General features: G+C 32.7%; 1 pseudogene. It reads left to right on the top strand.

The features are described 5' to 3' along the window. A pseudogene (locus tag GOQ24_RS11340) lies at positions 1–395 on the top strand (IS21 family transposase); the annotation flags it as partial.

Genomic DNA, 395 nt, shown 5'->3' with positions numbered 1-395 from the left:
AAAGAAATTTCTAATTCTAGAATCGCATCTAGTTTAGGAATTTCAAGAACTACATTGATTAAATATGTAGATAATATCTGTAAATCAGGGCTTAGTTTTGGTGAATTAGACAAATTAAGTGAAAAAGATTTAGCAGATTTATTCCATACTCCTAATCTGCTGACAGAAATCAAAAACGATAAGGTTACTACAGATCTACTAGAGTATTTTCCCTATGTAGATAGAATGTTACCACAAGTAGGTTTTACAAGGTTAATACTATGGGAGCAATACAAAGAGAAATACCCTGAAGGGGTCCAATATAGTAGGTTTTGTGAGGCTTATAGTAATTGGTGTGCTCAAGGAAAAGGTTATGTACCTATTGAGCATAAAGCAGGTGAAAAGCTATTCATTGA

Source organism: Myroides sp. LoEW2-1, from assembly GCF_009767705.1.
Taxonomy (GTDB): Bacteria; Bacteroidota; Bacteroidia; order Flavobacteriales; family Flavobacteriaceae; genus Flavobacterium; species Flavobacterium album_A.
This window is presented reverse-complemented; position numbering and strand designations above follow the sequence as displayed.